Consider the following 25,599-nt stretch of genomic DNA (forward strand, 5'->3'; position numbering starts at 1 on the left):
TTGCAAACTCATCCCATACCTTATGCCTGATGATGTTCGTGTGCCTTGGGTCGGAATTTTGCCTTAAGCTTCCTTCAGATCCCACCTCACGATGGGCACCCTTGCTCTTGGCTAATGGTTGGTAACTACAAACCCCCATAGTGGACTTACACCACCTAGCTAATCGTCATGCATGGCGCACAATAAAACCCCTGGTTACGACAATTTTCGTAAGCCAGGGGAAATACCCTAAAAACCACAGTTAAGTCAATGCAACAGGATTCAATATAACAGGATTTTAGCATATTATGAAGAAAAATTATAATGACGTTCTCTATACCGACACAAAAACTTAGTAACTAAATATGCAAGTAAAAAAGCTATTACAGCGTTAAATATTGAACCTACTAAAAAGTCATACGTCACAGAAACCAATACATTTACTGCACTAGAGCTAAACCACTGGGCTAAAAATTGCCCGACATTGTGTAGCATTACAATGATTGGTGATAAAATTTCGAGTTCTTTACCACCCAGAAGTATTCTACCAGTTATATAATTCAATGCATAAAATACCGGAATCAAAAATCCTGTCCCCAAATGAAATGCCACTGCGATTATTTCACTACCTTTTAATAATTTAGCAACAATAAAAGTTAAAATAGACCCCAAACCTAAAACCGGAAGAAAATTCCAAAAAATTGCAATGGCAACAGCTAAAGCAATTTTACGAGGAGTTGTATTTATTTTAATTAATTCTTTTAAATTGGTGATTTTATCTTTTAAATGTTGAGTTGGAAACCTCATTAACACCACATCCTAAAAGCTAATATAAATCTTTACTTTTCATAATGTGTCTATTATGATATAACAAGAACTGCGATATAACCAGGGATTTTAAAATACGTTTACAAAAAGTTTACCTGAGTCAGGGCTGAGCTGCTGCAAAATTCTGTTACAATGTAAGCAACTACTGTAGCTCCATTGTAAACAGGATAAACTATTGTGCAATTTTAGGTCAAATAATATCAAGTATATTAGAAATGAGAATAAGGGGGGGGGTTTTTTATCCCTGAAAACAAATCAGTAACTAACCAGCATAACAATAAAAATAAAGGTAAACAAAAAAAACGTAAACTAAAATTCAAACCGTCTGCGCTATTAAAGCTAATCTTTGTATCTGTGCTTATAATTTTATTTTTAGGTGGCGGCACGGCCTTTGGTATGGTTGTAGCAGCTCTTCAAACAGTACCAGAATTTGAACCAGGTCAACTAGAAGCTACAGTACCATCAAAAATAAAGGACCCCGACGGAAATGAAATTGTCCGTCTCGACAGAGAACACCAGCGAGAAGAAGTATCTTTAGACCAAGTACCAGATCATGTAATTGAAGCTTTCATAGCCATCGAAGATGCCAGGTTTGAGGAACACTTTGGTTTCGATGTTCGAGGCATCAGTCGAGCGGCAGTCAATAATTTTCAAGAAACTGGTAATCCATTTAAAGGTAGCCAGGGTGGAAGTACTATAACACAGCAGTTGGTTAAAAATACTTTTTTATCACCAAAACGGTTACTTGAAAGGAAAATACATGAGGCTTGGTTAGCTCTACACGTAGAGCGTACTTATACTAAAGAAGAGATAATGGAGTATTATTTAAACTATGCCACATACTTCCACCACAATATCTATGGGATACAAGCAGCTAGTAATTTTTATTTTGACAAAGATGTCAGCGATTTAGATGTTGAAGAAGGCGCGCTTCTAGCAGGAATAATTCGTCATCCAAGTCGACTATCTCCACATAACAATCCGGATCATTCTAAACAAAGGCAGGAAACTGTACTTCATTCTATGAAAAGTCAAGACTTTATCTCAGAATCAGAATTCAACAAGGCTTTAAATAAAGAACTGGATGAAATATTAGCATCGAAACCTGAAAAACAATATCCCTACCCTCATTTTATTGATTATGTCATCAACGAAGAAGCTAAACCTATCTTAGAGGATAAAATTGGTTCTGTAGAAAGTTTACCAGATAATGTACAAAATGCAGAAGATCTACTATATCATCACGGTTTAACAATACACACCACTATTGATAGAGAATTACAGAGTTATTCTGAAGATATAATGGATAATCCAGAGAATTATCCAGAAACTTGGGAAGATGAAATGGGAGTATTGCAACCCCAAGGCGCTTTAGTAGTTTCAGATCCCAATACAGGTGAGGTCAGAGCTATGGTTGGCGGTCGAGATTATGGTACACACAATATGGTGAATAGGGTTACAAGTACAAGATCACCAGGTTCAGCAATGAAACCGATTAATGTATATGCACCTGCTATAGAAGAAGGAAAGTTAACTCCTGGTACTGTAATTGATGATGCTCCTTCCAGCTGGGAAGATGGAGGGGACTCTTACGAACCTGAAAACTTTACCAATACGTTTAGAGGATTGACAACAGTTCGAGAAGCTTTGGTAGATTCATTAAATATCCCTGCTGTTAGGGTCTACGATGACAGATTAGGCACAGAAATTGGCGCCGAATACGCCGAAAAATTTGGTGTAACCACCTTTACTGAAGGAGATAGACATAACTTAGCAGCTTCTATTGGTGGATTAACAAAAGGGGTTAAACCCTTAGAGCTAACTGAAGCTTACGGAACTCTAGCTAATAACGGAATCAGAGTAGAAAACCATACAATTACAAAAATAGAAGATAGGTATGGCAATACCATCTATGAAAGAGAACCAGATTATGATGTAGTAATTTCTGAAGAAACATCCTGGCTGATTACAGATATTTTGCAAGATGTGGTTACAGAAGGAACTGCTGCTTCACTCAATTTAAACTTTCCGGCAGCTGCTAAAACAGGAACATCTAATAACTTCAGAGATGCATGGTTAGTAGGTTACACACCTAATTTAGTTGCGAGTTTCTGGCTTGGCTATGATTATGATGATATTCAAGTTCAAAACAGGACACATTTTACTACTAATATAATTGAAAATGTCATGACACATGCCCTTAAGGATGAAAATCCTCCAGAATTTCAGAAACCAGATGGTATTGAAGGACCAATTGAAATAAGCGAGAAATCTGGCATGCGAGCTTCTGATAAAACACCTTCAGAATATACGACTTACGAGTTTTTCCCTGAAGATCAAATTCCGACTGGTGAATGTGATATATTTGTAGAAAAAAAAGTTTGCACTGCCCATAAATACAGTGATAATGAAGAAGGGGATAACTCAGCAAGCAATCAAGAACCAAAATTAGCCAGTGATAATTGTCCACCTGAGGCAACGGAGACTCGGGTTTTCCTTGATAGAGATGACCCTGGGTTCACTGATGATGGTAGAACAACATATGATGCAAGTCTTATGCCTCCAGAAGAAGAATGTACTCTACATGAAAAAGGGGACTTTCCTGAAGATGAGCTTGAAGACGAAGACAATGGTCTCGATTTCTTCGATGACGACGATGATCATAAAGGAGAAGATTTAGAAGATATCCTTGAGGACGAAGACCAAGAAGATGAAGAAATTGATGATGAGGTTGAAGAAAGCCATGGAGATGAAAGTAGCCAAGATCGAGATAATGGAACAGACCAAGATGAAGATGCATCTGAAGAAAAAGAAGAAGAGAACGAGGAAGAACTAGAAGACACCAACAACAATGATAATGCCAGTGATGATGAAAACACTAGTTAAGATAACTTAGTTAAAAAAGAAAATAAAAAATTAACCTAATAAGAAGTGAGCTCTCCCTCAATTTGGAGAGCTCACTTTTTATATTATCATGTTTACGTTATTGATACTGTGAATTGTTACAATTGAACTTTAACACAGTCTTTTATTAAGAGTTTATTGGCACAATAAAGTGCCTTTAAACACAACAACCGCCTGACCACCGAGGATCACACGATCATTTTGCTCATCAACTTTTACTTTTATCTCTCCACCCCGATCTGAATCCTGATAAGCTATTAATTCATCTTTATGAAGACGATCTTTCCAATAAGGACCTAAATTGCAATGAGCTGATCCCGTCACCGGATCCTCAGCTACCCCTACTGCAGGTGCAAAAAATCTAGACACAAAGTCATAAGAAGGTAATGAGCTAGCACTAGTAACAATAACCCCCCGTTCTGTCAGTTCAGCTAATTTATTATGGTCTGGAGCTATTTCGCCTAATTTCTCTTCAGATTCAACTTCCACTAAAAAGTCAAACTGATTTTTTCCTACAAACTTAATTGATGAATAACCAATTCTCAATGCCCTAATCAGTTCATCATACTCCTCTAGAGCCACTTCCCGTTCAATGGGAAAATCTAATTCAATCATATTGTCTATTAAATTAGCCGTCAGCTTGCCACTATTTGTATTAAATGTAATTTCATTTTTTTCTGATTGTGATAAATAATTTTGAGAAAACAAAATTTTAGCTGCAGCTAGAGTAGCATGACCACAGAGATCTACTTCAGTAGTGGGGGTGAACCATTTTAAATTAAAACTTTTATCATTAGAAGGCCATAAAAAAGCTGTTTCTGACAAATTCATTTCTTGAGCTACTTTTTGCATCCATCCCTCTTCCATCTTACTATCGGTAATACAAACAGCGGCGGGGTTGCCTGAAAAAGGCTTTTTAGTAAAAGCATCAACCTGAAAAATATAAATATTAGACCCAGTCAAAACAAAACCCTCCTTTAATTTATTAGACTTCACAAGTTACCTTGATAGCTCGGAGTAATCCTTTTACTATATCATCTAAAGCCATATAAGGTTTACCAGGTTTATTTAGTACCTGTTCTGGTAAAAAAGGCACATGAATAAATCCGCCTTTAATGGGTTTATTTCGCTGATGCAGATGATAAAGCATACCATACATAACGTGATTACAAACAAAGGTACCGGCAGAGTTTGAAACCTCTGCCGGAATTTGTTCATAGTTCCTTATTTGATCTACTATTTCTTTATAAGGTAGAGTTGAGAAAAAAGCTGTTGGTCCATGATCAAATATATAATTATCTTTGGGCTTGTTATTTTCATTATCAGGTATATTCGCATCATTAACATTTATTGCAACACGTTCTACTGAAATTGCATGTCGACCTCCAGCTTGACCAGTCAATATTATTGCATCAGGGTCCTTGTCTTCAATTTGTGAAATCAACTTTTCAAGTGACTTATCAAATACAGTAGGTAATTGCTGCTTAATTATCTCCACTGATTCAATTTTATCAGGGATATTACTTACCGCCCTCCAGGAAGGATTGACTTTTTCTGTTCCAAATGGATCAAAACCAGTTATCATTAATTTTGTCAATTTTTTGGGCATGGTGCCCTACACCTCCTTTTGGTGTTTCAATATTAAAGACACTATCAATTTTAGCATAGCTATAATAAAAAAACTGGCACCCAAAAACTAGGGCCAGTTTCTTTTTAAATCACAGGATCATAACATAGAAATAATATTCAATTTCATAGGTCGCATGGCAATATTGGGATCATAAATTTGTAAGTATCTCTTGGTGGTTTTAATATTTTCGTGTCCAAGTTTCAATTGAAGTTTTCTCATATCTTGAAAATCATTGTAAAAATTTACAGCAAAAGTATTTCTCAATACTGAGGGCTTAATATTTTGATTTAATAAACTTTTCCTTCCATATATAGTCAATATTTTACAAATATATCGAGCAGTTAATCTTTTACCTAGTAGGGTTGTAAATACATAATAGTCATATACTTTATCCATAGAATCGCTATTGTCTTCTCTCTCATATCTTGCATAATACCACTCTTTTAACATTTCAAGATCAGTTTTCTGTAATTCTAACATTCTACTATTAGCACCACGACTATTGGCAACAACTAGTCGTTCATTATACCAATCTATATCTTGCCATTTTAGCTGGGTCACCTCATATAATCTTAATCCATAGTTGAGCATTGCCCTTATCAATAAAAAATCTCTAATGCCTTGAAAAGTACTAGTATCGGGTTGAAGTATCAACCAGTATCCATCTTTTTCCGAGATAAGTTTATTTGTCTTATGAATCATATTACTCCCCCTAGCCTAACTAAATCCTTTCAATATATTTCTATTAGTTATATTTTTAAAAAATCCTCCTAAAATATCCAATTTTTTTGAAGGATTTTCTCGAATCCAATCGAAATCAAGTTGTGGACTTGTGTTGAAGGAGGCTAAATAATGGAACAAAATGTTAAAAAATCTTACGGACATCGGGTAGTTATGTCTGCTTGGTTGGCAGTTTTCGTCTTATTTGGATATCGTGCGACCTTTTCTGTATTACAAGGCCCTATGGCCGAAAGCACAGGATGGACTTCTGGAGAACTGTCTCTGGGGTATTCTTTGATGATGAGTATTTATGCTATTACAGCCTTCCTCAGCGGATACATCATTGACAGATGGGGCACTCGACCAGCGTATATTATTGGAGCCATTTTTGCATGTTTAGGATTTTTGGTAACTAGTACTGTAGATTCTTATATACAGTATCTAGCCAGCTACTCAATTTTTGCCGGAATCGGTACTGGTATGCTATGGGTGTCTTCAACAATTTCTGTCAGAAAATGGTATGTAGGTAAATCTTATGCTACTATGTGGGGAATTGCTTTCACAGGGGCTCCAGCTGCCCAAGTACTTTTAAGCTTGGGAATAGATGGTGTCATAGAGGATATGGGATGGAGGTTGGCAATGCAGCTTTTAGCCATAATAGTTCTAATTGCATTACTCGTTGCAGGGATATTAGCCAAAAAAAATCCCGAAGACTACAATATGGTACCCTTCGGTTCTAATGAAAAAAATACCTCTTCAAAGGATCATCACAAAAATGCCGATACATCTAGAATTTGGAGTGTTAAGGAAGCTTTTGTAACTCCAGCCATTTGGGTAGTTATAATTGCCTTTTTATCTGCCATGATAGGTGAATTCTTAATTTGGACTCAGGTAGTGAATTATTTTATCATTGACGCAAATCTTTCCCAAACTACCGCTACTAATTTATATGTAGTTATTGGGTTAGCTGGGTTAGTAACCATGCCCCTCATGGGAATAATTGCAGATAAAGTGGTTTCAATGGTAGGTGATGAAACAAAGGGAAGGAAATATATGTTAGTTTTTGCTCCTGCAGTAGGTATAGTAGCCTGTTTGTTATTATTACTTACCGATCAAGCCATTGTATTGGGAGGCACAGCATCAGTTTTATTTGCTATCTATTGGGCGATTGAGCCAGGTGGGGCAGCAGGATATGCAGGAGCAGTTTACGGTCAAATATCGTTAGGGAAAATTTGGGGATTATCCACCTTAATAGTAATGGGAATCGGGCCAGCTTTGGGAAGCTTCATGGGAGGTTTTCTATATGACTTAACAGGAAGTTATAATAATTCCATTTTATTTGCAATGGGAGCCTTCACATTGTCTACAATTGCAGCTTGCTTGCTACCACTGAAAATATCATCGAATTCAGATCATCCTAAATAAATCATCAAGTTAAACTTCCTGGTCCTTTTCGAGGTCCTTTCCATTTTGTCTTTCTTTTTCCACCTTTCTGTTATAAGCTACCAATAACTCATCTAACTTTTGACTTAGCTCTATAACATTAGGATCTCTTAAGGTCTGCTTTTGATTTGTTACTCGTTCTAATTCCTCTCTTAGTTCTTCTATCCTATATAATAGAGTTCTTTTATCCAACAAAGATCCTCCTTGCCTTTGCTAGTAATAACAATTACTATTTTATTTTTATACTAAATTCATTTTGTATTATAACAAAATTTATCAATCATGACTACTCTCTGGGCAGGACTTAAGTTGCAATATTTATTTACGTGTAATTCTGCTGACTCATCTAATAATATTACTTATGTTTTAAAATTATATTATCCATATTTATCCTCGTCAATACAGAATTGTTTTTACAAGACATAAATAAAGGAAAACATCAATAAAATATTGAACTTTATAATCAAGTGTCACTAAAACTAGTACCACATCAAATATATACAAGGGGGATTTAATTGTGATCAAAGGTGAACTCTTAGAAACCCTATTTGAAGCAGCCCATATTCAGAGGTGGAATGATCACTTAAGACCTCACAACTTTACTGAATTAGATAAACAAGCGCATAAAATGGTTTTAGCTTATGTTATAGGAAAATTTGAAGAACAAGACAAAGATGCGCGAATAGATTGGTCTCAATTAATTGAAGGAGGAATTTTTGAATTTCTCCAGCGTATCATGTTGACAGATATAAAACCACCAATTTATCACAAATTAATGGAAGAAAGCGGTCGGGAATTAAATCACTGGGTTTATGAACAACTGAAGGATATTTTAAAACCTGTAGCAGGAGACCTGAATCAAAAGTTTGAACAATACCTGTTTGACGACAATTACTCATCTTATGAGAAAAAAATACTACGGGCTTCTCATTATCTTGCTACCAATTGGGAGTTCAACGTTATATACCAGTTTAATTCGCATATTTACGGAGTTGAAGAAACTAAAAACAAAATTGAAAATGAATTAGAGGATCATTATGATTTATTGGGTGTACAGAAATTAGGTCTGAAAAACAAAACTTATAACTTCATCGAGCTAGTAGGACAACTAAGATTTCAAAAAAGATGGGCTAATTCACCCAGGGTTCCGGAAACTTCTGTTCTAGGTCATATGTTACTAGTAGCTATTTTTTCATATCTATTTTCTCTTGAATTATCAGCCTGTGACAAGCGAAAATATAACAACTTTTTCGCTGGTCTTTATCACGATCTACCGGAAGTCATGACAAGAGATATCATCTCCCCAGTAAAAAAGTCAGTTAAGGGCTTAGATTCGCTCATCAACGATATTGAAGACCGACAATTAGAAGAAAAAATTCTCCCATTACTGCCTAGAAAATGGCATGAAGAGCTCAGATATTTTTTAAATGACGAGTTTGCTACAAAAATATTTATTTCAGATACAACCCAAAAAGTCAGTACTGATGAAATTAATCGCTTCTATAATAGGTATGAATTTTCGCCCGTAGACGGAGAATTAATAAAAGTAGCCGATGAAATTTCCGCTTATATGGAAGCTTCTCAATCAATTCATCACGGGATAAGCTCAAAACACCTAGCTGAAGCCAAGGTAGAATTATATAAAAAGTATCAGCATCAGATAATTTCAGGGATAGAGCTAGGAGCTTTATTCGACTACTTTTACTAGCCAAACCATTTGCTAGTATTCTATCCCACCCTAATCAACAGATCTCCAATAACCGCATTTAGAACATTTTAAATAAGTGGGAAGTTTTTCAAAAGAACCATCTTTTTTACGCTTACTTCTTTTATCTATAACGTATCCACCATAACGCATTTTGTTTAAGCATTTAAAGCATAGCTTCTGATTGTAAATTTCAGTTTCTACTTTGTTTTGTAACCAGTCCAATAATTCTTTTTGCTTTTTTAAGGTCAAATGTTCTTTAATTAATTCTTGTATAGCATTAACTTTACTAACTTTGTTTATCTCAAAAAACATGACTTAGTTCACCCCCTGCATCAATTTATGCAGGGGTTATTTAAGTGATGAAAAGTTGTTCTGTAGACTAATTATAAATCAATTTTATAAGTTAATTAGAAATCCTGATTTTATTATCCACAGATATCAAATCCTGCCCGTACTCTTCCATGTATGTATGGAGTAATTTATCTACCTTTTCTTTTTGGTCTGTATTGCGCACAATGCCATCCAATACTAAATGTCCATTTTCTTCATAAATTTCAATTGGAAGCTCTTGCAAAGTTTTATCCTGTGAAAAAGCTTCCTTAACCTTTTCGGTAACTTGAGTCGCCCTGTCTAACTCACCTCTAGATGTATCAACCTCATGTACATTTACCTCTTTTACTCCCGAAACTTTAGATGCCAGTTTCCTAGCTTCATCTCTCTCTTCAATACTAGCAGTTCCCGACATAAAAACCTTGCCATCCTGGCATCGTACTTCAATTTTATCTCCCAAGTTGTATTCTGCTTCTTGACTAAATGTTCTTTGAATCTCATTAACAATACTGGCATCGTCATAAGGCCTTTTTTGCCTACCTTCCTCAGGTTTGACGGCTATGTTATCTACAATTTCTTTAACTCCCATAGCCTTGCTGGCTGCTTCATGAACAGCATTTTTCTCGGCCAAACTCTTGGCTGTCCCCTGTAAATACACATTCCCGTTATTAACACTGACATTGATGGAAGCATCTTTTATTCTTGGTTCTCCCTCAAGTTCTTGACGCACTTCCATATGTACATGGCTATCATCTACTGCCCCGTCAGTAGATACCGTTAAATTATTTTCTATATCCTCAACTCCCTCGATAGATTCGACTACTTTCCGAGCATGATCCACTTCTGAAAGAGTGTCTACCACCCCATATAGGGTGACTTTCCCATCAACTACCCGGATATTTATATCGTAACCTGAAAAATCTGTTTCATTGTTAATGGCTTCATCCACTTTTCGAGCCAACTCTTGATCTTTATTGTTTTGTCCTTGATCTGACATGAATTATCACACCTCCTCGTCTGTTATAGTTATTTATAGAAGGGCAGGAAAGTCCCTCTTGGATCACGTAATAATAAAGTAAAGGTGGCCATCCGGGGAAAGACCATCACCTCCTAGCCAGTGTGACTGCTTATTTAAGAAATGTCTTCCCCGGATACCATAAGTAGCAGTTACGGACTATAGAGAAGTTGTGCCTCGAGCACCGATGCTAGACGAGGATCACCACTGCTACTAAATACCATCACCTAAAGGAGGTCTTAAGATGTACTTTGTTGGGATTGATTGGGCTGATACAAAACATGATATCCTGGTCATGAGTGGCGATGGTAGAGAACTAGATAACTTCACTATTCAACATTCTCAAGATGGATTTGAAACTTTAGGAACTAAACTTCTGAAACATGACAACAATCCTGAAAACTTCTGCTGCTTAATTGAAACCAAACATGGACTTTTAACTCAATATCTTTTAGAAAATAACTTCACTGTTTATTCTGTTAACCCCAAGCTAGTTGATGCTAGACGAAAAGCTTCCGGGGCTAAAACTGACTTTATTGATGCTAAAATACTAGCTAATATGGGCAGATCAGAGCTCCATGACTTACATAAGCTAGAGCCTGATTCGGAACATATCCAAGAGCTTAAAGTACTCACCAGAGATCAAGACGCCCTTATACAAGAAAGTACTAGGCTAACAAATAGGCTGATTTCAACACTGAAAGAATACTATCCTGTAGCTCTTGAATTATTTTCTAAAATAACTCTACCTATCTCTCTAGCTTTCTTAAGAAAATATCCTACTCCAAAACAGGCTCGTAAAGCTAGCAGAGATGATATCTACAAGTTTTTGAAAAAGCAAAATCATCCTAACCCTTTATCTAAAGCTAATGAAATATTCACAAAGCTTCAAAGACGTAATTTAGAAGGTAACAGGGCTATTTGTTCTGCCAAGTCTAAGTTTTTATTTACTATCCTTGATCAGCTAGAGCCTTTATTAGAGCACATTAAAGAGTATGACAGGGAAATTGAAAAACTTTTTAAGTCCCACTCTGACAGTAAACTTTTTGAAAGCTTGCCAGGTGCCGGTAAGCGTATAGCACCGAGGCTGCTGGCAGAGTGGGGAGATGATAGAAGCCGTTATGCTGACGCCTCGGTAGTCCAGGCCCTTGCGGGAACTTCACCAGTACTACATCAAAGTGGCAAAATGCGTATTGTGAAAAGGCGGCATTCTTGTATTAAACCTTTTAGAAACGCTTTGCATCAATTTGCTCTTCAAACTGCGAGGTGGGTCCCCTGGGCCAGAGATTATTACCTCAGAAAGCGAAAAGAAGGCAAACAGCATCATGAGGCTGCAAGGGCTCTAGCTAATATTTGGGTCAGGATACTCTATGCTATGTGGCTGAACAAAGAACCCTACAATGAAAACAAATTCTTAAAAGCTAGAGAAAAACACGCTGCTTAATTAGTTTTTAAAAGAGCAAAATTTTAAATTTGGATTATTATATCCACTACTTCCAAATTTTTACATCAATCTACCCTTTACATAGAGAATCTTGAATACCAAGCATTTTTCATTTGGTGCTGTTATATTTAGCTTTGATACTGTAAAATTGAAATTTCACAGTTATCAACATTCAACTTTAATACAGCTTTCATTTAACCATAGTATTTGTCTCAAGGAAGTGTATATACACATTACACCTTTGGGCCAATTGCAGATTCATCAAATCTTTAATTAGTATAACCATAATCTTTTGCATAAATGGCAGCCTGAGTTCTATCTTTCAGTTCCAATTTATCTAAAATATTGCTTACATGTGTCTTGACTGTTTTTATACCAATATATAATTCATCGGCTATTTCCTGATTAGTAAACCCTTTACCCAGTAATCTCAAAACTTCTTTTTCTCTATTAGTTAAGTTAAGATATGCCGATTCATTTTCCCTACGTTCCATCATTAATTTAGTAACTTGACCCTCAAAACTGGGTTTTCCTTCACTTGCTTTTCGAATACATTTGGCAATATCTTCCGCATCAGAAGTTTTTAGTATATAACTATAAGCTCCAGCTTCTAAAGCGGGAAATACTTTATCATCATCTACATAACTTGTAAGAACAACAATTTTAAATCCTTCTCCCTGTAATTCCCTGGTAGCCTGGATTCCATCCATGCCATCCATAACTAAATCCATTAAAATAACTTGAGGTTGGTATTCCCTTGCCAAATCAATACCTTCTTGTCCATCACAAGCTTCCGCTACAACTTCAATATCCTCCTGGGTCTCCAGGTAACTGCGAAGTCCCAATCTGACCATTTCATGATCATCCACAATTAAAACAGATATTTTTTCACCCTCTTGTTTATACATGGCTTTCCCTCCCATTACTGTCGTTTTCACCGCTTTCTTTTTCTGAAGATGTTATAGGTAATCTCAGCTCAACTCGGGTCCCCGATCCTGGATAGGTAAGGATGTTTAGATGTCCCCCTAACTCAACCATACGTTCCTTCATGGTTTTCAAACCATAGGAAGAAGACTGCTTGTTCAAAGCCTGGCTTAAATTAAAACCTACACCATCATCTTCCAAAGAAATATAAATCCGATTCCCTTTATATTTTCCATTCACAATAAAATTTTTAGCTTGTGAGTGACGGAGCATATTGGAGATGGCTTCCTGAATCACTCGAAATACCTGGTCTTCCACCCCAGAAGCAAGTTCTGGAAGTTGAGTGATTTCCCAGGAAATATTAAAGTTTTTGTGTTTATCCTTAATCTCTTGCAGCAACTGTTCCAAACCTTCAGATAGGCTTTTGCCTTCTAATGTAACAGGTCTCAAATGTAATATTAAAGCCCGTAGTTCCTGTTGGGCATTTTGGATCATGGAAGTAGTTTTCGAAAATAGCTGTCTTGCCTTATCAGGATCCTGATAAATCATTTTATCCATGGCTTTCATTGACATAGAAGCTGCAAAAAGCTGCTGACTGACAGCATCATGCAGTTCTCTAGCCAATTTACGCCTTTCTTCTAAGCTAGCAGCTTCTTCCGCCCGGGCAATTAAATCTTTATTTTCATTAATCTTTTTTTGACTAGCCCTAACTTGTTGCTTATAATCTTTGGTTAACTCTTCCAAGCGTTCACCTAAATCCTGAATCTCATCGTCCCTGTGAATATCAAGGCGATTATTAAGATTGCCTCGTTTTAGTTCCAATATATATCTGCCCATATAGTTAATTGATTGTTTTAAATTTCTGAGATATTTATACCAAGATACCCAAGAACTAAGAAAAACTACTACTGGCGAACCCAATACAATGGCAGTAGCAATCTCAAGATCCATATCTCCCGGCCATATTAAATAAATACAAAAAAATATAATTAAACCTGCCGCCAGGGCACCCACTAATTGCCGCTGAAAAAATTCCCATAAAATCCCCTTTGGCCTCAATTTAGTGATTAACTTCTTAATCAACGGCATAAACGCCCACCTCTCCAACGGAGAGCATTACAATAATTTTTAATTTTCTTTCTGCATCCTGATAATTTGGACTAGTATAAATTACAGGACGACTCATACCTGCATTATTTTCGTCAAAAATTGTCATATCACCAATTTTTACAAATGTTTCCACATGAACGGGGATATCTCTAGGTACAAGCATTTCGACGGATCCTACCCAGCCTTTATAGACAAACACATTTTCTCCAGGTTCTAAAATTGCCGTGGTAAAATCAATATCCGCATCACTAACACCTACTTTCAACTCTTTATGTCCAACCTTCCAAGGATTCTTCCCCCAATTTATATCTCCTACCATAGTCTTGCTTTTGTTCATGAATTCCTCATTAAAGTCCCTCTTATGATTAAATTTGTTGCCAAACATATCACCTGAGACACTAAAATGACTCCATTCGTCTCGATCAATTATCAGCTTTAAACCTATATATATAATGAGTACAGGCCAGGTCCAACTCCATAGGTCTGACATAGGAAATTCAAACAACCCTGTGGTCCTGGAGAGAAAGTTCATACCGATACCTATAACTATCAGGCCAAATATTAATTTACCAAAAGCTATCCGTCTTTTCATTAAAGCTACCCATGCAGAAAATATACCTTTAATAGATATTTTGACTCCCAAAGCTACAATTAATAGCGGCCACAAAGTTAATAGACTATCAAGTTCATGCTCGATAATTCCTAAATTGTCCAAAAGAAACACTAAACCAATAACAATTATGATGGTTCCAAGCAACTGTTTCATGGCTACCCCCTCTTTCAATATTAGTCTCACTCCAAGTTAATTAAGTTCAATTACACTCTAAATTTATTGTACATTTTAATTTCCGATTCGCCAATTGATTTTTTCTCTATCAGTCCTTTAGTCCTTTTTACCCTTTTCTCCTTTATTTGGGATCACTTTTATAGTAGGCGCTGTGCATCAATTTTTACACATCCTTATAATAAAATAAATCCCGCTGACGTTACACATGCGCCAGTCGGGATTCATCTCGGTCTTAAGTCTGAATATTTATTCTAGTTCCTTCTTGTAAGTCTTCTTTATCAGGGTTTAAAATAACTTTATCTCCGTCTTCCAAGCCATCTTTGATAGCCACCTTCTGATTAGTTTCCAAACCCGTATTCACTTTCTGTATCTTGGCTCTGTCATTTTCTACTGTAAACACAGCATCTTGGCCTTCATGGGTAAATAACGCACTTTTAGGAACCACCAATTGATCAGTTTGTTTTTCTGTGATAAATTCTACATCAACTTTGTAACCCGGGCCCAGATCTATATCTTCAGGAATTTCCGGAGTAATTGTCACTGGCACCCTCTCCTCTTCCAATCCAAGTTCTGATAAGCTGGCTTCGGCATAAGGTGCAATTTCGGAAATTTCTCCTGTAAATTCTACATCCTTTTCCCTTCGCTCAAAAACAAGTGAAACCTCCATACTTTCCTCTATTTCATAAACGTCTCTAGTTAATACTCTTGTTTCTATTTGTAATTTATCATTTCCCCTTATCTTCATTAGAGGTCTTTCAGGATTTGCAAGTCCCATCTCTTCTACCTGTAGATCAGTGACTATCCCCTGAATAGGGGCATGCATTTGATACTCTTCTTTTTGTTCCTTTAAAAATTCTATTTGTGATTCCAAGGCACTTTTTTGGGCATCAATTACTTCGTAGCTACCTTCAGGTGGGCTAAAGGATTCATCTAAGATCTCTAAAGATTTCTTTTGCTGATTTAAATTTAATTCTGCCTGTTTTACCATATCTTCAGCCTCTTTTAGCTCACTTTCGGTTGCAAAGTCATTTCTGTACATTTCTTTGATCTTTTCATATCTGGTTTCAGCGTTTTTCAAGGTATCCTTTGCATGTTCAATCCCTATTTCTATATTCTCAATTTCAGCTTCTCCCGGTTCTTGTTCTAATTGCTGTCTTTCACCTTCTAAGGCTCTAACTTGAGCCCTTAGTTCCTCTATAGTATAGTTGAGTTCACGCGGATTCAGTTCAACCAATAACTCACCCTGCTTTACGTGGTCCCCATCTTCCACATGAACTTTATCGATTTTTGCAGTATGCATTGTGATAACATTACGATCCTCTGCAGGTTCAACAGTTCCTTCTTCTGTAAAACTGTGTTTAATTTCTTCGGGGCTAATCTCTTTAACATTAACTGTTATACTTCCTGTGGCTTGAACTGTAATAAAGCTGGCAGCAGCTACCAATATCAAAACTCCAAAAAGAATTTTCCACTTCTTTTTCATTACTCCTCTCCCCCTCTCAAACAGTAAGACTGTATCACTCTCTGGATTTCAACACATCTACTAAACTCAGATTTCTCACCTTCCTCAAGGCAAATCTCTGAGCTGTCCATATAGAAAATACCGTAATGATCACACCTGCAATTAGAGCTGTAGTTGACATTTCACCAGGTAGAACATAAAAGTCTGTACTAAAATTTCGAGCCATGCCCCACTGCATTAGCTGAGCCAAAGGTACAGCCGTTATTATAGCAAATATACTGATAAACCACTGTTCAAAAGTGATCACTGTAAAAACTTCCCTGGATGTCATGCCTAAGACACGCATAGAAGCCAGTTCTCGACTTCGTTCCGATAAAATTATAAAACTTGAACTGTAAATTATTGCAAAGCAAAGGATCACACCAAATAATACGTATATATAAATTAAACTACCAAAGGTTTCCATAAGTTCTTCGGACTGTTCTATCCTTTCATGACGTCCATCTATACCTGAAACCACATCACTTTCTCGATAACGCTCTTTTAATAGAGAGAGATTTTCCAAAAGTGTTTCACCATTCTTATCATTCAAGTTCACCATATAAGATGTAGTAATATTCCCCTGATCCAACAGTCCCGCTAGATTGCCTACTTCCATATAGGCGTTCATACCTAAGTATTGAGGTACTGTTTTGTCAACTTCTACTGGCCTTGAATTGTCTCCATTTCTCAAATAGGGGCTCTCAAATTCCAGACTATCCCCCTGTGTTACATTTAATTTCTCGGCTAGTCTTTCAGATAAAATGATTCCTTGGGTCTTTTCCAGATCTATTTGATTTTCGTCAGAATCTAAAATGGTATACATATCACTAGTTCCAGTTATCCCCAAAAGGGCGATATCTTCCGAATTCCCTAGATGAGATAGAGTAATGGGAATTTCATTCAGAGGTTCTACATGCTCAACTACAGAGTTACTTTCTAATTCACGTCGACCCACATCTATTTCTACGGGATTGGACAAATTCACCCGGGCATCATAAGTTTCAACCTCTTCGTGTTGATAAAAAATCAAAAGGTCAATAAGTTCATTTAATGACCATGTCAAAGCTACAACAGCACAACTCAGGGTAATTCCAACAAAGAGAAAAATACTTCTACCCCTGTTTCTAAAAATATTTCGAATTGCCATTTTTCCTTGAATTGTAAACATTTTCCAAATTAAATCAATTTTTTCTAATATGACCTTTTTCCCGGATGGTGGCGCTGGGGGTTTCATGGCTTCGGCAGGCTTTAAATCCATAGCCGGCCTGCACCCTAAATACCCTGCTACAACGAATACGGAAAGGGATAAAGCCAGGCCTAAAATGAGATAGTACATGGAAAAACCCTCATAAAACCTGGGAACATTGAAGAACTCCAATAATAATTCGGTTAAAGGAGTTGCTAAAAACATCCCAATGATGCTCCCGGCTAGTCCGCCCACTGCGCCAATTAATATCGAATAAGATAGATAATGAATAACTATTTCCCTGTCGGTATAACCAAAGGCCTTCAAAATACCTATTTGCCCACGCTGTTGTTCAATCAATCGTTTTAACATAATAAAAAGTATAATTCCAGCTATACTCAGAAAGGTCAAGGGAAGAGCTCGAGAAACTCGTTCTAACATAGCCACTTCTTCAGACAAAATCAAATGACTAGTTTGATTTTCCCTTGAATAAATAGTCTGTAAGCCATATTGATCAAGTTCTGGCTCCAATAAATTTTCTACTTCTGAAAATTTAAATTTAGGATTTATAGTAAAAACTAGATTATTAACCCTGTTTTCCTGATCAGGAAACAATGTGGACATATCTTCATAAGGTAAAAAGGCAATTCCAAACTGTTCTGGATTGGGGAATAATTCTGTTTCAGTCCTGAGAGGATAAGTGAATTCTGGACTCATACCTTTTCCCTGTATAGTTAGTTCCTGAACCCTACCTTCAGCTATAACCTCTAAGGTGTCACCCAATTGCAATTGATTGGCATCGTAAAACTGATTATCAATCCAAGCCTGTAATTGTCCTGCTTGTAGTTGATTACCTCCCAGTTTTTTAACATTATTTAACCTATTGGGATTATCTAAATCCAGAGATACCAGACGCAAATAAACGGATTCATCCCGTTGGGAATCATACACCCTGACATCTTTAACTAGTCTACCATCTATTTGTCTAATTCCTTCAATTTGGGACAGGGAATCGACCCGGGATTTTGGTATTGATTGAAATTCAGCAAAACCGTGGGCGAAATTTTGATTACTATAAAAATTGTCTTTAGACAAGACTAGATTATCACTCACAATGGAAAAGGATGTGAATACAATCAAACCCAGAAGCACAATAACTAAGCAGGCTATATACGACCCTTTGTTACTCCAAATGTCGCGAAGCATTTTTAACCATAGCATTACCAGCTCACCTGCTCTGCTGCCACAGGATTTTGGTTTTCCTCTACATAATCTACATTTCCATCTTTCAGGTGTATCACCCGATCTGCCATTTCACTAATGGCAGTATTGTGGGTAATAATCACAACGGATTTTTGATACTCCTGACAAAAATCCCGCAACAGTTTCAAAATCTGTCTTCCTGTAGGCAGATCCAAGGCCCCAGTAGGTTCATCACATAACAGCATTCTAGGATTTTTGGCAATAGCCCTGGCAATGGCAACTCTCTGCTGTTCACCACCCGAAAGTTGAGAAGGAAAATGATCTTTGCGATCCGAAAGACCCACTTGATTCAAGAGATTGTCAATATTAAACGGATTCCTTGCAATTTGGACTGAAAGATTAATATTTTCATAAGCTGTTAAATTTGGCATTAAGTTGTAAAATTGAAATATAAATCCTACTTCACTTCTACGATAATAAGTTAATTCCTTTGAATCAGCCTCATGTAGGGCTTGAGATTGGTAATACAACTCACCCCTTGTTGGGCGGTCCATCCCACCAATAATATTCAGAAGAGTACTTTTTCCTGAACCGCTAGGTCCCAAAACAACTACAAGCTCACTATCATATAAATTAACATTGACACCTTTTAAAGCATAAACTTCTACTTCACCCATGAGGTATTTCATCTCCAAATTTGTACCAACTATTAGCGGTTTGTTCATGTGTTTCGTCATGGGTTTACCCCCTCTCCCCATCATTTTGTGGACTGCCTGAAATACCGTATAAAATATAGTCCGTCAAGTCTTCTATTATATGTTCTTTTTCTACATTGAGAATGTCTTCATCTGCTTTCATTTCTTCATTTTGACACCAATCTTGAAAATTCATGTACAACCACAGGGACATATTCTGGCCTAATCCAAACAGTAACGAATTTCTAGTGCGCTTAACTTGACCTAAATCTTTTACCCGTTTCATCAATTTACTAATCTTTTGTTCTTGTTTTGATAAAAATTTCATATATTGTCTTACCATTTCATTGGAATACGGTAGCTCATTGATTAAGATCCTAAATGTGTTGTAATTCTTTTGGAACATTTGTAATCGTAGCTCCAAATTTTGCTTTACAAACTCCCTTAAAGTTTCGACTTGAGGAAAATTTTCTTCCATATTTTCAATAATTTCTTCAAGAACTGGTGTCACACATTGCATTAATAGTTCTTCTTTACTTTTAAAATGTCTATAAATAGCCCCCTCGGATAACCCCGCCTTATTGGCAATTTCAGCGATAGTGGCTCCTTGAAAACCTTTCTTTGCAAAACTCTCTCGAGCGGCATGGATAATTCTATCTTTAGTATTATTATCTTTCATACTAGATCCCCCTTAAATAAACAGACATGGCTGGTTTTATCACATATCAAACAAGCGTGAGTAAATACTTACTTACATATTATGATAATGCTTTATGGAAGTCAATAATGAACTTTAATACCTTCATAAAAGATGCAGGTTTTTATTTAATTTACATAGAAAGTATTTTATATAGAAGATATGATGTATAAGGAAGAATTAAAACGAGTTTATATTACATGACAGGAGAGTGTTAAAATTGCGCCTGGTGGGTTTACTGATATTGATTGCATTGATCTGGCTCTTTGACAAATGGTTTTATAAAAAACTTAAAGCCAGGGATGAATTAATGGAAGAAAAACGAAAGGAAAATCATAGTGCCAAAACAGATGAAAACAATAGTGAAAATAATAATTAATTTTCAAATACTAAGGAAGGATTATAAAATGTGAAAATAGAAATACTTGGATTAGATGAAAATATTTTTTCAATATAGGTTAAAGGAGGAGTTTTAATGAGTAAGCAAAATCGTGAGCAAAAGAAACAAAAAGTAATTGAGGTGTTGAACAAAGCACGATCTATGGAATTACAGGCAATCCATCAATATATGAACCAACATTATTCTCTAGATGACAAAGATTACGGTGAATTTGCTACTAAAATTAGAACCATTGCCATTGACGAAATGAGACATGCAGAGACCTTTGCAGAACGTGTTAAAGAACTAGATGGAGAACCTACCACTGAATTAGCTGGTGGAGTTGAAAAAAATCAAGATGTAGAAAAGATTTTCCCTTTCGATTCTGAACAAGAAGAAGAAGCTATCGAAACATACAATGAATTTGCTCAAATCTGCAGAGAAAATAATGATACAATTTCAGCTAAGCTGTTCGAAACAATCATTGAAGAAGAACAACAACATCAAAATTACTTCGATGATATTGACGACCACATCAAAAACTTAGGTAATACATACCTGGCTAGAATGGTTGGAACTGCAGAAGGAGAAGGTGGAGAAGAATAACTACCAAAAGCAAAAGGCCTGGACTAAAAAGTCCAGGCTTTTTTTATTCAAGATTTCTGAACCGTGAACCGTGAATGTCGGACATTGTAAAAAGCTAAAATCTTTCTCCTTATTTGAACCACATTAAATAAGGAGAAAGAATGTATAATAAGATTAATATAGACACTCCTAGTACCAGCCCCACAAAATCAAAAATTCCTGTCAAAACTATTGGAATAGCTACTGATAAGGCATACACTCCTCGAGATAACTTGGATACATAATGTGTAGTCCCACAGTTATCACATTCAATTGGTTTGTAATTTGATAGTAAGGAGTTTCTGATTTTGTCTTCCTTAAAGAATTCTCCACAATTTTTACAGTTAGTTGTACCAAAAATAAAAAATCCTCCTTAACTCCTTGACTATACTTAAGTTATACTGACTTCTGTCATATAAAAATTGTCAACACATCTACCATATAAGTTACCATAACCCCCGCCCAGATAAAAGGAACAAAAGGAATTTCAGTTTTTCTACTTATACGGCCGCTAATCAAACCAGGGAGCATTACGGCCAATCCAATCAAGGAAGCAAAAAATAAACTAGCCAAAGAATCCAGTAGCCCTACACCAAGACCTATAATGCCATACAACTTAACGTCTCCTCCCCCCATCTTATGACCACTAAGTACCATTACCGCAAATAATAATAAAAAGCTGAACAAACCACTTATTAAATGATAAAACAGCTCTTCTATTATTACTATTCTAGTCAATAAAATTAATATCCCAAAAAAGAATATCATTTTATTAAGTACTATTCCTTTTAATAGATCCGTGATTACCGATATAACCAATAAAGAACCCAAAAGCAAGTGAGGAATTAAGGATAAGCTGGCACCTATACTCACAAATATAATCACAAATGTGATACCAGTAATCATTTCACCTACAAAATAGATTGGAGAAATCTTTCCCCTACAATGACGACACCTCCCCCTTAAAGCTAAAAAACTAATCAAAGGGATCAGTTCCAAGGGAGCTAATATTTCCTCACATTTTGGACAACTTGACCTGCCAAAGATAAAGTGATTCACTTCTTTCCCATCCATTAATCTAAGTGCCACCACATTATAAAAACTACCTAAACAAGTACCCAAAATAAATATCAAAAATAATTCCATCATCTACTCCTCCATTTTAATAAAACTTGTCCACTCGATTTATGAACTTAGCTAATGTTCTATTTTAATTAATTTATAGCCACCAGCTGAACTAGAGTTTAAAATCTGTGCTAATTCCTCTTGAGCGTTTTCTTTTAGTTCAGGTAAAGAAAAAGTGTATGTACGTGGACTACCTGATTTGTCATCTATTTTTTCCACGGCTCCATCTGAAGAATAAAATAAAGAGTTTAAATATAACTCACGTTGACCAGGAGGAGTCTTATTTTGATTCCCTTCTGAGTCATTAGGATTGTCGGCTCCCCCTTTTTCAGAAGGATGCGGAGGATCAAAGGTGATATCATTTTTTGCAAAAAAGGCAGCAGTTCCATGTTCTTGGTTTTGCTCTCCCTCTACTGTAATATTTCCATTCACAAAAATATTTTTATGCTCTGAGATCTCATTTAATGCTTGGGATTCTACCGACAGATCGCCATCAATAATCACGTTCTTATCTAAATCATTAATATTTTGACTAGTTAAAGTTTTTGATCCACTTATTAATTCAACTCCTGAATCCGAAAAATTTTGTATCCTATCCTTTAATACACCTAAATCATCGCGGAATTGTATCTCATAATCATCATAGTTCTCACACAAATCGCTTTTTTTAAAGGGAGGTTTTAAGTCATATTCTTTGGCACATATGTTTCCGATAAACTCATCTGCGCCGCCCCCTCCACCTTTAGTTATTTTGAAATTATTGATTGTTTCGCCATACATAATAATATCACTGGAATATGGAAATTTACCCGACATTTCAATAGTGTACTTCACCGTTTCTTGTGACTGACCAACTTTTGCCGTCGAGATTATCTGCCTTTCATTACCATCTTTGCTAATACTAATGTCTATATCATCAAGTTCTTGAAAGTTATTTAATATATATTCCTCTACTATGCTAGCCTTGTTTTCTGTAGAATTAGAACCCGTTATTTCTTCAATAGATTTATATATTCCTGCTTCTGCATAGTAAAAAGCCTTAGTTGAATCACTTCTGACTGATTCCTGCCTAGCGCTAGAAAGTACAGTATTCATGAGTGAAACGCCTATAATAGATATAAACACTACTACAACCAAGACATTTAACAATACAGACCCTTTATTGTTCAAGCTAGAAGTTTGCATCTAGCTACCTCCTATTCTTCTCGAAATCGTGGATAAATGCTGAAATCTACTATTTGTTCACCTTCAGGGGAATTTAATCCCACTTCTATTGCAATATATTTGTTTTTCTCTATCACCGAAAAGCTGGTTACATTAGAAATTAGCTGGATTTTTTCCGATCCGGTATCATGATATATTTGTCCATCATCATAATAAAATTTTTTGTATTGATCTTGTTCATTGGTTTTAAACTTAATTTCTCCATTATTTTCGTTTATTTTAATATAATCATCGCTTAAAGCAAGAGGGCGTAGTTCCCTAACTATGTAGTCTAGCTGCCTTTCCTTTTGTTGCACATTCACCATTTCTTGGGAAGTCGTATAGCTACGAAGGGAACCGTGAAACATCGAATACAATCCTGTTAATACCAAACCCATAATAACTATGGTTGCCATGATTTCAATCAAGGTCAAACCTCTATTGTTATTTGCATACTTAATTATCAGCCTAAACACCGGGCTCACCTCATTCCCAAGGCATAAACCTCATTGTCTTTAAGGAGTAGTCATTGACTTGAACTGTAATAATCACCATTTGATCTTGGGAGTCTTGTAAGTCTATTGAAGCATTCTTTTGGGGAAGCTTTATTTGATTATCTTTTTCCTCAATATTGTCATAATCTACAATCTGGCTAAAGGTATCAGCAAAATCAAAAATAGAACTATCTGCTTCTAGTTCCTCCACTGTTAAAATTGCCTCTTCCATAAGTGAAGAAGCCAGGGTAATATCTTCACTCTTTGCCCGAGTTTCTCCTGCCGTCATCAAGGATTGAGTAAAATAAGACATCAATGGTATAGCAATTAAACCCAGGATGACAATTCCAGCTAAAACCTCTAACAGTGTAAATCCCCGAAGATTATTTGACTCTAGCTGATAATTGAGCATTTGATTCACTTCCTTTATTTTAATAAAATATATAGAAAAGCATCGCTAATACTTTACTTTAATAGCGATGCTTGCATATCAAGATTACTCTCAATTTGTATCGGCTACCCAGTCTGATTTAATTTCAATTGTTTCTTCATCTTCTACTGTATCAATAGTAACTTCATCATCACTATCTAACTGAGTCAAATCCCCATCAATATAGTTTCCAATTTTCTCTTCCCAATCTTCGTCTTCAAGCATATAAGCTGTTCGGGCGGCATTCTTAACAATCTGTTTTTCTGCTTTTTCGGCCTCACTTTCAGCTTCACCGATGGCATTCATGACATTTGGCGAAACAAGGGCAACTAAAATACCTATGATAGCAACAACTGCCAAAAGCTCAATTAAGGTGAAACCGTCCTCTTTTTTAAGTTTGTCTGTTATCATTTTCAGCTGAAACAAAGTGTCTACAACTCCCTTCAATTTTAACTCCTAAGAAAACCCTGAGACTTCTGAACTACCATAATAGTTCTTTTGTCTCTTTGTTTTGTATTGTAACTTTACCAGAAATTCCTATCACAATCAATAAAATCATCTAGATTAGGACTTTTTCACTATTAATTGAGCTTTCTAACTTGGACAAACAAATATAAAAAAGCATCGCTTACAGGCGCGATGCCGAAATAAACAGATTCTTTATTAACTCATGTAAGTTACCCACCGTTTTCTTTGTCATCATCGTTTTCTTCGCTATCTTCCTGGATTATTTCCTCTAAGTTGTCTAGAAATTCTCCCCAGTTACTGCCTTTATCCACCCCTAACTCATTAGCTCGGTCCTCGGTCATGTCAATATAGTCGGCCAAGGTTCCTTCTGAACTCACCATATCATTAAGAGGTTCAAGTCCAACAGCTTCATCTCGTTCCACTCGTTCCAAGGTCAAGTAAGTTAAAGCGGCATTTTTCACAGCTCTGGCATCGGCCTTTTTGCTTTCTGCTTCAGCTCTGTCAATCACTCCGAATAGATTGGGAACTGCAATGGCCACCAGTAATCCTAAAATAGCAATTACTGCCAGAAGCTCTATCAATGTAAATCCCCGAGTTTGCTTCAAATTCCTTTTCATCCAGTTTCCCATTGTATTTCACCTCTGATATTTTATTTTGAGTTTAATTGTCTCGTTGATTGTGATAGTTGGACAAGTAAAAAATATGATCCAGTTTTGTATAGTAGAAAAGTCCCAGTAAAATTAATATAAGTTTAGCACAATATTCCTAA

27 protein-coding genes are annotated in these 25,599 nt (G+C 36.2%); 6 read left to right on the forward strand and 21 right to left on the reverse strand.

The features are described from left to right. Positions 1 to 285: 285 nt before the first annotated feature. The gene (locus tag NTHER_RS15295; RefSeq protein WP_012448491.1) at positions 286 to 786 is read right to left on the reverse strand and encodes a DUF2062 domain-containing protein; all 501 of its coding nucleotides are present in this window, start codon (positions 784 to 786) and stop codon (positions 286 to 288) included. A 375-nt stretch (positions 787 to 1,161) separates the two neighbouring features. Here NTHER_RS15295 and NTHER_RS10540 point away from each other — a divergent pair, with 375 nt between their 5' ends. After that, the gene (locus NTHER_RS10540) at positions 1,162 to 3,693 is read left to right on the forward strand and encodes a transglycosylase domain-containing protein (protein WP_012448492.1); all 2,532 of its coding nucleotides are present in this window, start codon (positions 1,162 to 1,164) and stop codon (positions 3,691 to 3,693) included. A 153-nt stretch (positions 3,694 to 3,846) separates the two neighbouring features. On the opposite strand, the gene NTHER_RS10545 is transcribed toward NTHER_RS10540, so the two are convergent. The 3 genes from NTHER_RS10545 to NTHER_RS10555 all read right to left on the reverse strand — a co-directional run bounded on the left by NTHER_RS10545 (position 3,847) and on the right by NTHER_RS10555 (position 6,043). Then, positions 3,847 to 4,674, reverse strand: a complete 828-nt coding sequence (locus NTHER_RS10545) for a PhzF family phenazine biosynthesis protein (protein ID WP_012448493.1) — start codon at positions 4,672 to 4,674, stop codon at positions 3,847 to 3,849. Positions 4,675 to 4,696: 22 nt separating this feature from the next. Then, positions 4,697 to 5,320, reverse strand: a complete 624-nt coding sequence (gene pcp, locus NTHER_RS10550; protein ID WP_012448494.1) for a pyroglutamyl-peptidase I — start codon at positions 5,318 to 5,320, stop codon at positions 4,697 to 4,699. A gap of 117 nt (positions 5,321 to 5,437) precedes the next feature. After that, positions 5,438 to 6,043: a tyrosine-type recombinase/integrase gene (locus NTHER_RS10555; RefSeq protein WP_012448495.1), complete on the reverse strand. Its 606-nt coding sequence runs from the start codon at positions 6,041 to 6,043 to the stop codon at positions 5,438 to 5,440. A 150-nt stretch (positions 6,044 to 6,193) separates the two neighbouring features. Here NTHER_RS10555 and NTHER_RS10560 point away from each other — a divergent pair, with 150 nt between their 5' ends. Beyond that, the gene (locus NTHER_RS10560) at positions 6,194 to 7,486 is read left to right on the forward strand and encodes an MFS transporter (RefSeq protein WP_012448496.1); all 1,293 of its coding nucleotides are present in this window, start codon (positions 6,194 to 6,196) and stop codon (positions 7,484 to 7,486) included. A gap of 9 nt (positions 7,487 to 7,495) precedes the next feature. On the opposite strand, the gene NTHER_RS10565 is transcribed toward NTHER_RS10560, so the two are convergent. Then, entirely contained in the window at positions 7,496 to 7,696 is a 201-nt protein-coding gene (locus NTHER_RS10565) for an aspartyl-phosphate phosphatase Spo0E family protein (protein ID WP_012448497.1), read from the reverse strand. Between the two features lie 325 nt (positions 7,697 to 8,021). Here NTHER_RS10565 and NTHER_RS10570 point away from each other — a divergent pair, with 325 nt between their 5' ends. Then, positions 8,022 to 9,212: an HD domain-containing protein gene (locus NTHER_RS10570; protein WP_012448498.1), complete on the forward strand. Its 1,191-nt coding sequence runs from the start codon at positions 8,022 to 8,024 to the stop codon at positions 9,210 to 9,212. Between the two features lie 30 nt (positions 9,213 to 9,242). Here NTHER_RS10570 and NTHER_RS10575 read toward each other — a convergent pair whose 3' ends face one another. Both NTHER_RS10575 and NTHER_RS15300 read right to left on the reverse strand, forming a co-directional pair. Further along, positions 9,243 to 9,524, reverse strand: a complete 282-nt coding sequence (locus NTHER_RS10575; RefSeq protein WP_012448499.1) for a hypothetical protein — start codon at positions 9,522 to 9,524, stop codon at positions 9,243 to 9,245. 91 nt (positions 9,525 to 9,615) lie between these two features. Next, entirely contained in the window at positions 9,616 to 10,539 is a 924-nt protein-coding gene (locus NTHER_RS15300) for a BON domain-containing protein (RefSeq protein WP_012448500.1), read from the reverse strand. Positions 10,540 to 10,801: 262 nt separating this feature from the next. Between NTHER_RS15300 and NTHER_RS10585 the strand changes: the two genes are divergently transcribed. Further along, complete coding sequence (locus NTHER_RS10585; RefSeq protein WP_012448501.1) at positions 10,802 to 12,001, forward strand: IS110 family RNA-guided transposase; 1,200 nt, start codon at positions 10,802 to 10,804, stop codon at positions 11,999 to 12,001. A 269-nt stretch (positions 12,002 to 12,270) separates the two neighbouring features. Here NTHER_RS10585 and NTHER_RS10590 read toward each other — a convergent pair whose 3' ends face one another. From NTHER_RS10590 to NTHER_RS10620, 7 genes are all read right to left on the reverse strand, one after another. After that, positions 12,271 to 12,909: a response regulator gene (locus NTHER_RS10590; protein WP_012448502.1), complete on the reverse strand. Its 639-nt coding sequence runs from the start codon at positions 12,907 to 12,909 to the stop codon at positions 12,271 to 12,273. Then, the gene (locus tag NTHER_RS10595; RefSeq protein WP_012448503.1) at positions 12,902 to 14,014 is read right to left on the reverse strand and encodes a sensor histidine kinase; all 1,113 of its coding nucleotides are present in this window, start codon (positions 14,012 to 14,014) and stop codon (positions 12,902 to 12,904) included. The genes NTHER_RS10590 and NTHER_RS10595 overlap by 8 nt, the downstream gene beginning before the upstream one ends. Continuing rightward, positions 14,001 to 14,801 (reverse strand): cell wall-active antibiotics response protein LiaF, encoded by an 801-nt coding sequence (liaF, locus tag NTHER_RS10600; protein WP_012448504.1) that lies wholly within the window; start codon positions 14,799 to 14,801, stop codon positions 14,001 to 14,003. The genes NTHER_RS10595 and liaF overlap by 14 nt, the downstream gene beginning before the upstream one ends. Before the next feature lie 253 nt (positions 14,802 to 15,054). After that, on the reverse strand, positions 15,055 to 16,305 hold the full coding sequence (locus NTHER_RS10605) for an efflux RND transporter periplasmic adaptor subunit (protein ID WP_012448505.1): 1,251 nt from the start codon (positions 16,303 to 16,305) through the stop codon (positions 15,055 to 15,057). Positions 16,306 to 16,339: 34 nt separating this feature from the next. After that, complete coding sequence (locus NTHER_RS10610) at positions 16,340 to 18,625, reverse strand: ABC transporter permease (protein WP_158438258.1); 2,286 nt, start codon at positions 18,623 to 18,625, stop codon at positions 16,340 to 16,342. Positions 18,626 to 18,732: 107 nt separating this feature from the next. Then, positions 18,733 to 19,452, reverse strand: a complete 720-nt coding sequence (locus tag NTHER_RS10615) for an ABC transporter ATP-binding protein (protein ID WP_012448507.1) — start codon at positions 19,450 to 19,452, stop codon at positions 18,733 to 18,735. Positions 19,453 to 19,456: 4 nt separating this feature from the next. Then, positions 19,457 to 20,089, reverse strand: coding sequence for a TetR/AcrR family transcriptional regulator (locus NTHER_RS10620; RefSeq protein ID WP_012448508.1), 633 nt, complete (start codon positions 20,087 to 20,089; stop codon positions 19,457 to 19,459). A gap of 238 nt (positions 20,090 to 20,327) precedes the next feature. On the opposite strand from NTHER_RS10620, the gene NTHER_RS15950 reads away from it, so the two are divergent. Further along, complete coding sequence (locus NTHER_RS15950) at positions 20,328 to 20,486, forward strand: hypothetical protein (RefSeq protein WP_012448509.1); 159 nt, start codon at positions 20,328 to 20,330, stop codon at positions 20,484 to 20,486. 96 nt (positions 20,487 to 20,582) lie between these two features. Continuing rightward, the gene (locus tag NTHER_RS10625; protein ID WP_012448510.1) at positions 20,583 to 21,092 is read left to right on the forward strand and encodes a bacterioferritin; all 510 of its coding nucleotides are present in this window, start codon (positions 20,583 to 20,585) and stop codon (positions 21,090 to 21,092) included. 109 nt (positions 21,093 to 21,201) lie between these two features. Here the strand turns inward: NTHER_RS10625 and NTHER_RS16530 are convergent, their stop codons facing one another. The 7 genes from NTHER_RS16530 to NTHER_RS10655 form a co-directional block, all read right to left on the reverse strand. Then, positions 21,202 to 21,471 (reverse strand): TIGR04104 family putative zinc finger protein, encoded by a 270-nt coding sequence (locus tag NTHER_RS16530; protein ID WP_083762780.1) that lies wholly within the window; start codon positions 21,469 to 21,471, stop codon positions 21,202 to 21,204. A 50-nt stretch (positions 21,472 to 21,521) separates the two neighbouring features. Continuing rightward, entirely contained in the window at positions 21,522 to 22,256 is a 735-nt protein-coding gene (locus NTHER_RS10630; RefSeq protein WP_052291976.1) for a prepilin peptidase, read from the reverse strand. Positions 22,257 to 22,307: 51 nt separating this feature from the next. Then, positions 22,308 to 23,420, reverse strand: coding sequence for a pilus assembly PilX N-terminal domain-containing protein (locus NTHER_RS10635; protein WP_012448514.1), 1,113 nt, complete (start codon positions 23,418 to 23,420; stop codon positions 22,308 to 22,310). A gap of 11 nt (positions 23,421 to 23,431) precedes the next feature. Further along, positions 23,432 to 23,914 carry a PilW family protein gene (locus NTHER_RS10640; RefSeq protein ID WP_012448515.1) on the reverse strand — a complete coding sequence of 161 codons (483 nt, stop codon included), beginning with the start codon at positions 23,912 to 23,914 and terminating at the stop codon, positions 23,432 to 23,434. Between the two features lie 10 nt (positions 23,915 to 23,924). After that, complete coding sequence (locus NTHER_RS10645) at positions 23,925 to 24,344, reverse strand: type II secretion system protein (protein ID WP_012448516.1); 420 nt, start codon at positions 24,342 to 24,344, stop codon at positions 23,925 to 23,927. A gap of 90 nt (positions 24,345 to 24,434) precedes the next feature. Next, positions 24,435 to 24,788: a type II secretion system protein gene (locus NTHER_RS10650; RefSeq protein ID WP_202943847.1), complete on the reverse strand. Its 354-nt coding sequence runs from the start codon at positions 24,786 to 24,788 to the stop codon at positions 24,435 to 24,437. 251 nt (positions 24,789 to 25,039) lie between these two features. Then, complete coding sequence (locus NTHER_RS10655) at positions 25,040 to 25,459, reverse strand: type II secretion system protein (protein ID WP_012448518.1); 420 nt, start codon at positions 25,457 to 25,459, stop codon at positions 25,040 to 25,042. Positions 25,460 to 25,599: the final 140 nt, after the last annotated feature.

It is taken from the genome of Natranaerobius thermophilus JW/NM-WN-LF, from assembly GCF_000020005.1.
GTDB classification, from domain to species: Bacteria; Bacillota; Natranaerobiia; order Natranaerobiales; family Natranaerobiaceae; genus Natranaerobius; species Natranaerobius thermophilus.

Coding starts and splice junctions, on each gene's coding strand:
- NTHER_RS15295 (WP_012448491.1), bottom strand. CDS start 786: ATGAGGTTTCCAACTCAACATTTAAAAGATAAAATCACCAATTTAAAA.
- pcp (WP_012448494.1), bottom strand. CDS start 5,320: ATGCCCAAAAAATTGACAAAATTAATGATAACTGGTTTTGATCCATTT.
- NTHER_RS10555 (WP_012448495.1), bottom strand. CDS start 6,043: ATGATTCATAAGACAAATAAACTTATCTCGGAAAAAGATGGATACTGG.
- NTHER_RS10560 (WP_012448496.1), top strand. CDS start 6,194: ATGGAACAAAATGTTAAAAAATCTTACGGACATCGGGTAGTTATGTCT.
- NTHER_RS10575 (WP_012448499.1), bottom strand. CDS start 9,524: ATGTTTTTTGAGATAAACAAAGTTAGTAAAGTTAATGCTATACAAGAA.
- NTHER_RS15300 (WP_012448500.1), bottom strand. CDS start 10,539: ATGTCAGATCAAGGACAAAACAATAAAGATCAAGAGTTGGCTCGAAAA.
- NTHER_RS10585 (WP_012448501.1), top strand. CDS start 10,802: ATGTACTTTGTTGGGATTGATTGGGCTGATACAAAACATGATATCCTG.
- NTHER_RS10590 (WP_012448502.1), bottom strand. CDS start 12,909: ATGTATAAACAAGAGGGTGAAAAAATATCTGTTTTAATTGTGGATGAT.
- NTHER_RS10595 (WP_012448503.1), bottom strand. CDS start 14,014: ATGCCGTTGATTAAGAAGTTAATCACTAAATTGAGGCCAAAGGGGATT.
- liaF (WP_012448504.1), bottom strand. CDS start 14,801: ATGAAACAGTTGCTTGGAACCATCATAATTGTTATTGGTTTAGTGTTT.
- NTHER_RS10605 (WP_012448505.1), bottom strand. CDS start 16,305: ATGAAAAAGAAGTGGAAAATTCTTTTTGGAGTTTTGATATTGGTAGCT.
- NTHER_RS10615 (WP_012448507.1), bottom strand. CDS start 19,452: ATGACGAAACACATGAACAAACCGCTAATAGTTGGTACAAATTTGGAG.
- NTHER_RS10620 (WP_012448508.1), bottom strand. CDS start 20,089: ATGAAAGATAATAATACTAAAGATAGAATTATCCATGCCGCTCGAGAG.
- NTHER_RS10625 (WP_012448510.1), top strand. CDS start 20,583: ATGAGTAAGCAAAATCGTGAGCAAAAGAAACAAAAAGTAATTGAGGTG.
- NTHER_RS10630 (WP_052291976.1), bottom strand. CDS start 22,256: ATGGAATTATTTTTGATATTTATTTTGGGTACTTGTTTAGGTAGTTTT.
- NTHER_RS10635 (WP_012448514.1), bottom strand. CDS start 23,420: ATGCAAACTTCTAGCTTGAACAATAAAGGGTCTGTATTGTTAAATGTC.
- NTHER_RS10645 (WP_012448516.1), bottom strand. CDS start 24,344: ATGCTCAATTATCAGCTAGAGTCAAATAATCTTCGGGGATTTACACTG.
- NTHER_RS10655 (WP_012448518.1), bottom strand. CDS start 25,459: ATGGGAAACTGGATGAAAAGGAATTTGAAGCAAACTCGGGGATTTACA.